This is a genomic window from Methylobacterium mesophilicum, from assembly GCF_022179445.1.
Taxonomy (GTDB): Bacteria; Pseudomonadota; Alphaproteobacteria; order Rhizobiales; family Beijerinckiaceae; genus Methylobacterium; species Methylobacterium mesophilicum.
Window position 1 is genome coordinate 21,384 of record NZ_BPQU01000047.1, and the last position, 6,000, is coordinate 27,383.

Genomic DNA, 6,000 nt, shown 5'->3' on the forward strand with positions numbered 1-6,000 from the left:
CGGGGACTGCCGACGGATGCCGCGGGGCCGCCTTCTAGCGCTTCCGCTCGGCATTCGGGGAAACGGGGCGGCCCGTCGCCGCCCATGCAACCGTAGCACCATCGGTTCGTGGGGAAGGCCGCGCGCCGGGATGCCGGGTCCCGAACGGGCCGCAGTCCAGCTCTGCCGGGCTCAGGGCCCTTCGAGGGTCGCTTCGGCGTCGCCGGCGTGCTTCCGTCAGGCGGTGAGACGATGTCTCGTGGTGCCGGGACTCTCGGAGCGGATCAGGTCGCCTTGGATTCGGCGACGAGGCGGTCCAGCGTTTCCAGGATCGCCGCCGGCGTATCGATCGCCGCCATATCCGCCGCGATCGCCCGCGCGCGCTCGGCGAAGGACGGCTCGGTCAGGACCCGATCGACCGCCGCGCGCAGGTCTCGAGCCTCTGGTCGCTGCGACGGGATCTCGATGCCGACGCCCGACCACGCCACCCGGGCGCCGACCTCGGCCTTGTCCTCGGTGCGCCCCGCCGCCACGATCGGGACGCCGGCTTGAAGAGCCAGCTGCACAGTCCCGTAACCGCCATTGGTGACCAGCACGTCGACCTTCGGCAGGAGCACCGCGAAATCGAGGAACTCGGCGAGACGAGCATTCTTCGGGATCGGTCCGCGGATGTTCCCGACTGATCGGAACCCGGTGGTGACAAGCACCAGTAGGTCGTCGCGCGTGCCGAGTGCGGATAGGGTCGGCTCGATCAGCTCGCCGAGATCGGTATTGGCGACGGTCCCCTGGGTCACGAGCACGATCTGCTTGGACCCATCGAGTTCGCCCCACCAATCCGGCAAGGCGGCGTCCCGCTGCGGCGGAGGGGGCAGTGCGCCGACGAAACGGACGTGGTCGGGCAGGCCCCCGAAATCGTACTCGAACGCCGGTACGGTCGTCTGAAGGACGGCGTCGGCCATGAGATGGCGCGAATGCAGCACCGAGCACGGCAACGGCGGCAGGCCCATCTCGGCGAGTTTGGCATCCGCGTAAGCGCGGACCGGCGCACCGAACACACGTTCGGCTTCGATTGCGATGGCCGCGTATGCCGCGCGCGCGGCCTCGTCGCGTGCCGGCGGCAACCCGATCATGGTCGGAGCCCCGTCCGGCCTGTCGGCCACCATGATCGTGATGCTGCAGGCGACGATCGGTGGCCGGGGCGTCCCCTCGTCCAGGAACAGGGCCGTCGCGCCGAAGAACAGATCGTCGACGACGATGATGTTGGGACGTTCGGACGCTATGATCCTGCGCAGCGTCTCGGCCTGCGGCGGCATCGGGTCGAGGAAGATACGCTCGAAATTGTAGCGGAGCTGCTCCGGGCCCGGGGGGAGACTTGCGCGTTCGGGCAACACGTCTTCGATCCGCGTGAGGTCGATGTCAGCGCCGGCGGCGAGCGGCAGGAAGCGGGCACCGGACTTTTCGACGGACGGGCGGAGGTACCCGGCCGTGGCCACCAGCGCCTCGTCGCCGCGCGCCAAGGCCATGCGGGCGATGGCCAGCAGCGGATTGAGGTGGCCGGCGGCCGGCGTAGCGGCAAAGAGGATTTTCATGGAGGACCCGTGACGGCGACAAAGCAGGTTCTGGTCGGTCGCACGCGCTGCACTGTTCCGTGCTCGGTGGTGAACGACGGTCCCTGCTCCTGACCGGGTGTCTGCGCCTTGCGTATGACCGCAGCGTTTCGCCGATCGGCGATAAGGTTACAGGCGTAATTAGTGGCCGACCGGGCCTGCGCCGCTGCCTTGCGTAGGCTCTGGTGTTCCTTCAGGGAACCACGCGCCTCCAAATCTCGCGAGACGCCTTGACCTGATCGCATGATGTTGACGGTGGGCCGTCCGCTTTTCTGCGTTGCTGCTTGTAAGCAGACAGTGCGCTTTCGGCCAGATCCTGTCGTTCGTGGCCGCCCAGACGTTGGCGCCCGGAACCATCTATTATCGGCGTGTGATGTGCGGCCTGCGTCAAGACGTCCGGTTTGTTCGTTCTTCGATTATGCGGAGCGCCTCGAGCCGCTCATCGTCGTTCGGAAGTGCGCGGAAAGCCCGGATCAACCTGGCGAGCAGGTATGTGCCGTGCAGATCACCGGCCTTGTCCAGTTCGACAGCAATTTCAGTCGCAAACGCTTGCACAGGTACGCTGAGGGCTGCCGCAATCAATCGCAGAAGATGATCGTCTCGCTCGTCGTGCGCCAAGGGCTACTCGAATTCTCTGTCGGCCGATGCGGGATGCCCCGTACCTAGACGATCAAACCGAGCCGGAAACCTTCGGCAACAGACTGCGCCCGATTGCGTGTTCGAAGTTTCGTGCGCACCCCGCGCAGGTGTGAGTCGACCCCGTGTTCCGAGATGCCCATGATCTCGCCGATTTCCCAGTCGGTTTTTCCTTCAGCGGTCCACTGAAGGGTCTCACGCTCGCGCGGTGAAAGGCCGGCGGATTGTTCGATTGGCTGACCGCGCACAAGCAGGCCGTGACCGAAGGCGTAGCTCGCGACAAGCGTCAGCATTCCGCGATGCTCAGGGGCTATCTCGAGCCGGCGGCCCGCAAAGCTCATCCCGCCGATCTCACCCTCGACGGTCGTCAGGGGGACCGTGTAGCCGTCGCTAAGGCCGAACTCGGCCGCCTCGTTCATGATTTGAACAGCGGTCTCCGACGTCGGCGACGGAAGTGCGGGGTCGCGCCAGCCAAATCCCGTCTGCCTGTGCAGGGTTTGAACGACGATCGGATCGTGTGCGGCGTAGCGCCGATGCAGGTACCGTTGCCGCCACTCGTCGGGAACGCTTTCCATCACCAGGAACTGCCGGTTGAAGCCGGTCAGGGCGGAAGATGTAGGGAGAAGCCCGGCGATGATCGCGTCGATCCCAAAACCCGCGAGTTGGCGGTGTACCGTTGAAACCACCTCGGGAACGCTGACAGCTCGGTCAAGCTCTTTGAGCAACTTGAGCGTGTGATCGAGTGATTTTCGGCTCACGACAGGTCCAATCGTCTGCTCTCGAAAGCTTCGAGCCGCGGTTCAACTGACGATAGCACCGAGACCTCATCTCCGGAAATAGCCCACACCGCGCAACAAACGGGCGGACACCACGCGTTCGCGTGGTGTCGCGCGCCTTGTCGGGCGGGCACACCAAGCACGGAGGTGTTTCATGATTCAAGTCATCACTGCCGCGAATATCGATCATAACCGAGACCTAATGGAGCAAGCGTGGCGCCTGCGGCATAGGATTTTCGTGGAGGAGATGGGCTGGGCAGCAATCGCGCGCGATGACAAGCGTGAGATCGACGAGTTTGACGACGAGCACGCCGTCCATCTTCTCGCAGTCGACGACAATGAGGTTGTGGGATACTCCAGGCTTCTTCCAACCGCACGCCCCTACGTTCTCTCCACGCATTTGCCTCAGCTTTGCGAAGGCGTGCCACCCTCCTCACCGCATATCGTCGAATGGAGTCGGATCGGCGTCGCCGGTTCCGCTCGCACCTCGGGCCGTCGGCTTAATCCAACAGCCCTGGCCATTCTCACAGGCATCGTCGAGTGGGGGTTGCCTCGAGGCCTGAAAGGCTTCGTCTCCGAAATGCCGACGAGTTGGCTTCTACGGCTGCTTCAGTTGCATATCCATGCCCTACCACTTGGGCTTCCGCAGATGATCGATGACGTCGAGATCGTCGCGGTCAATGCAGGTTTCGACGGCCGCAGCCTCCGACAGCTGCAAAAGATGCGCGGAAGCACGGACTCGGTCTTGGCGCCAGAAAGCCGGGTCGCTGCCCGGCTGGCAAGCTGAAGAAGGCCACCATGTCATGAGCAACGCGCTGGCCAATGGCAGCCATGTCGATGACGGGGGTGAGCTCATAAGGCGCGCCGCCGAGCAAGCCCTGGATCTTCGACAAACCGTTAACGAACTTATTGACCCGAAGCTACGCGAACTTGTTGACGTCGTACTGATCGAACTTGGATTTCTCCTTTCCAAGCTAAAATGACGATCGCTTTGAAAAAATCCCCAGGTAACAGGACCTAAAATTCACGACAATTGGCAGCTTGCTTTGCCTATCAACATCATCTTCCTGTCGCTGGAATCCGTCAAAAATCCAGCGACAGGGCACTTATTTCTGAAAATATCTACCGGCGCTACGAAAGCCCAGCAAGTGGCATCAGTCTTATGCTTTTGCCGGTGGCAGGGGGCCATGTGAGGAAAGCTTCAATGACTAAAATGTCTTCTCAAGAATTACTGCCACACTCATGCCTTGAGCTGGCAGCTGAGATCACGGCCGCCTATGTCACCAACAATCACATCGCAGCCGCTGATCTGCCAGGTTTGTTCGAGTCCATTCATTGGGCACTCTGCAACCTGGAGCAGCCATCAGACGAACTCCATTCAGCCATCGCAACCACTGAAGTCCCGACTCCTGCTCAGATCCGCAGATCGGTCCAGAATGACCACATCATGAGCTTTATCGACGGACGTTTGTACCGGACCCTAAAGCGACATCTCACCGCCCACGGCCTTACGCCTGAGACGTACCGTGCCCGCTACCGCCTGCCCAGCGACTACCCGACTGTGGCCCCCAGCTACGCCGAGCAACGCTCGGCGATCGCAAAGGCGATCGGTCTTGGGGTACCGGGGGCACGGAGTGTTCGGCACCCACAACAAGCCGCAGAATGAGACCCGGAGGCTCACCTTTCGCCCGAACCAAGATCCGGAGGGGCATCCGATAGCCCGAGAACTTGCATAGGCCGTTGATCACAAACGGGGTCAACCTCGGCATGGCTCAAAGCCATACCTCAGGGAGGGCTACTTTTAAGGGGGGAGCCACGTCAACGGTGAGGTCTACGGCGCTACGGGTGGTAAAGCACCGCGTAGTTTTTCTCTCAGTTGGTGGGAAGCAGTCTTTTCTCTAGCGGTTAGGTTGCGACGATCAGATGCTTGATGCCGGGGTCGAACGATTTCGGCACGGGCTATCCGGTCAGGTCCTCCATCCCGGAAAGCAGCTGGCTGTTTGCCAAGCCCGCTCTTCGCATGACCGGTGGTGAACGGCGCCCTGAGGTCGGAGCCGGCATCACCCTTCAGGAACCGGCACCGAAGAAGGAGCTTGGCTCACCGAGTCGGTACAGTCGCCGGCTGGGAGAAACGCATGTCTGCCGATACCGAGAAGCATCGCGCTCTGCTTGGCGCCCTCAAGGACGCCCAAGGCAAGGGCGACGGTTCATTCGAGAAGGCTGTCACCGCAGCGTTCGAACACGTCTTCGAGCACCTGGGCCGCCTAAACGACCACGTCGCGCGGGGCGGTCCCGATGGCGAGGACAGGCGTCTCGAGAACGGGGAATCCGCGACCTTACGATAATCGCGACCCCATCGTTGAGGCGTTGACGCTCAGAGGCGCCAACGCCTTTAGGCGCAATCAGGCGTTCTGCGCGACCGCAGATCTTACGGGAAGGACCCAGTTCGGTCTGACGAAGTGGCAGGTGTACCCATTGGGCCGCCGCTCCAGGTAATCCTGGTGTTCTGGCTCGGCCTCCCAGAAGTCTTCGGCGGGCGCCACCTCGGTCACGGCCTTCCCGGGCCACAGGCCGGATGCGTCGACGTCGGCGATGGTGTCCTCCGCAACCCGACGCTGGTCGTCGTCGGTGTAGTAGATCGCCGAACGGTAGCTTAGGCCCCAGTCGTTGCCTTGGCGGTTCGGGGTGGTGGGGTCGTGGATCTGGAAAAAGAACTCCAGCACGCGCCGGAAAGTCGTCCGTGTCGGGTCCTAGACGATTTCGATGGCTTCCGCGTGAGTGCCGTGGTTGCGGTAAGTAGCGTTCGCCACGTCCCCGCCGGTGTAGCCGACCCGGGTCGACATCACACCTTCCTGACGCCGGATCAGATCTTGCATGCCCCAGAAGCATCCCCCTGCCAGCACCGCTCTCTCACTACCCATGTCGTCCTCCGTAAGCTCCTCCAGCCTTAGCATTACAGTTGCATTTTCGACGAGGTTCTGACTCTCTGCGTCACCATGATT

General features: G+C 62.4%; 7 protein-coding genes and 1 pseudogene. 4 read left to right on the forward strand and 4 right to left on the reverse strand.

Features of this window, described 5'->3' with window-relative positions:
* Positions 1–263: 263 nt before the first annotated feature.
* The 3 genes from MFF40_RS26285 to MFF40_RS26295 all read right to left on the reverse strand — a co-directional run bounded on the left by MFF40_RS26285 (position 264) and on the right by MFF40_RS26295 (position 2,980).
* On the reverse strand, positions 264–1,568 hold the full coding sequence (locus MFF40_RS26285; protein WP_147897817.1) for a glycosyltransferase: 1,305 nt from the start codon (positions 1,566–1,568) through the stop codon (positions 264–266).
* A gap of 405 nt (positions 1,569–1,973) precedes the next feature.
* Positions 1,974–2,204 carry a hypothetical protein gene (locus tag MFF40_RS26290; RefSeq protein WP_147853241.1) on the reverse strand — a complete coding sequence of 77 codons (231 nt, stop codon included), beginning with the start codon at positions 2,202–2,204 and terminating at the stop codon, positions 1,974–1,976.
* Positions 2,205–2,248: 44 nt separating this feature from the next.
* A complete protein-coding gene (locus MFF40_RS26295) occupies positions 2,249–2,980 on the reverse strand; it encodes an autoinducer binding domain-containing protein (protein WP_147853240.1) in 732 nt (243 codons plus the stop codon).
* Positions 2,981–3,152: 172 nt separating this feature from the next.
* On the opposite strand from MFF40_RS26295, the gene MFF40_RS26300 reads away from it, so the two are divergent.
* The 4 genes from MFF40_RS26300 to MFF40_RS26315 all read left to right on the forward strand — a co-directional run bounded on the left by MFF40_RS26300 (position 3,153) and on the right by MFF40_RS26315 (position 5,343).
* On the forward strand, positions 3,153–3,785 hold the full coding sequence (locus MFF40_RS26300; protein ID WP_147853239.1) for an acyl-homoserine-lactone synthase: 633 nt from the start codon (positions 3,153–3,155) through the stop codon (positions 3,783–3,785).
* Between the two features lie 16 nt (positions 3,786–3,801).
* Positions 3,802–3,981, forward strand: coding sequence for a hypothetical protein (locus MFF40_RS26305; protein ID WP_147853238.1), 180 nt, complete (start codon positions 3,802–3,804; stop codon positions 3,979–3,981).
* Between the two features lie 50 nt (positions 3,982–4,031).
* On the forward strand, positions 4,032–4,664 hold the full coding sequence (locus MFF40_RS26310; protein WP_308447717.1) for a Ros/MucR family transcriptional regulator: 633 nt from the start codon (positions 4,032–4,034) through the stop codon (positions 4,662–4,664).
* A gap of 469 nt (positions 4,665–5,133) precedes the next feature.
* Complete coding sequence (locus MFF40_RS26315) at positions 5,134–5,343, forward strand: hypothetical protein (RefSeq protein WP_147853237.1); 210 nt, start codon at positions 5,134–5,136, stop codon at positions 5,341–5,343.
* Between the two features lie 57 nt (positions 5,344–5,400).
* Here MFF40_RS26315 and msrA read toward each other — a convergent pair.
* Positions 5,401–5,919: pseudogene (msrA, locus tag MFF40_RS26320) on the reverse strand (peptide-methionine (S)-S-oxide reductase MsrA).
* Positions 5,920–6,000: the final 81 nt, after the last annotated feature.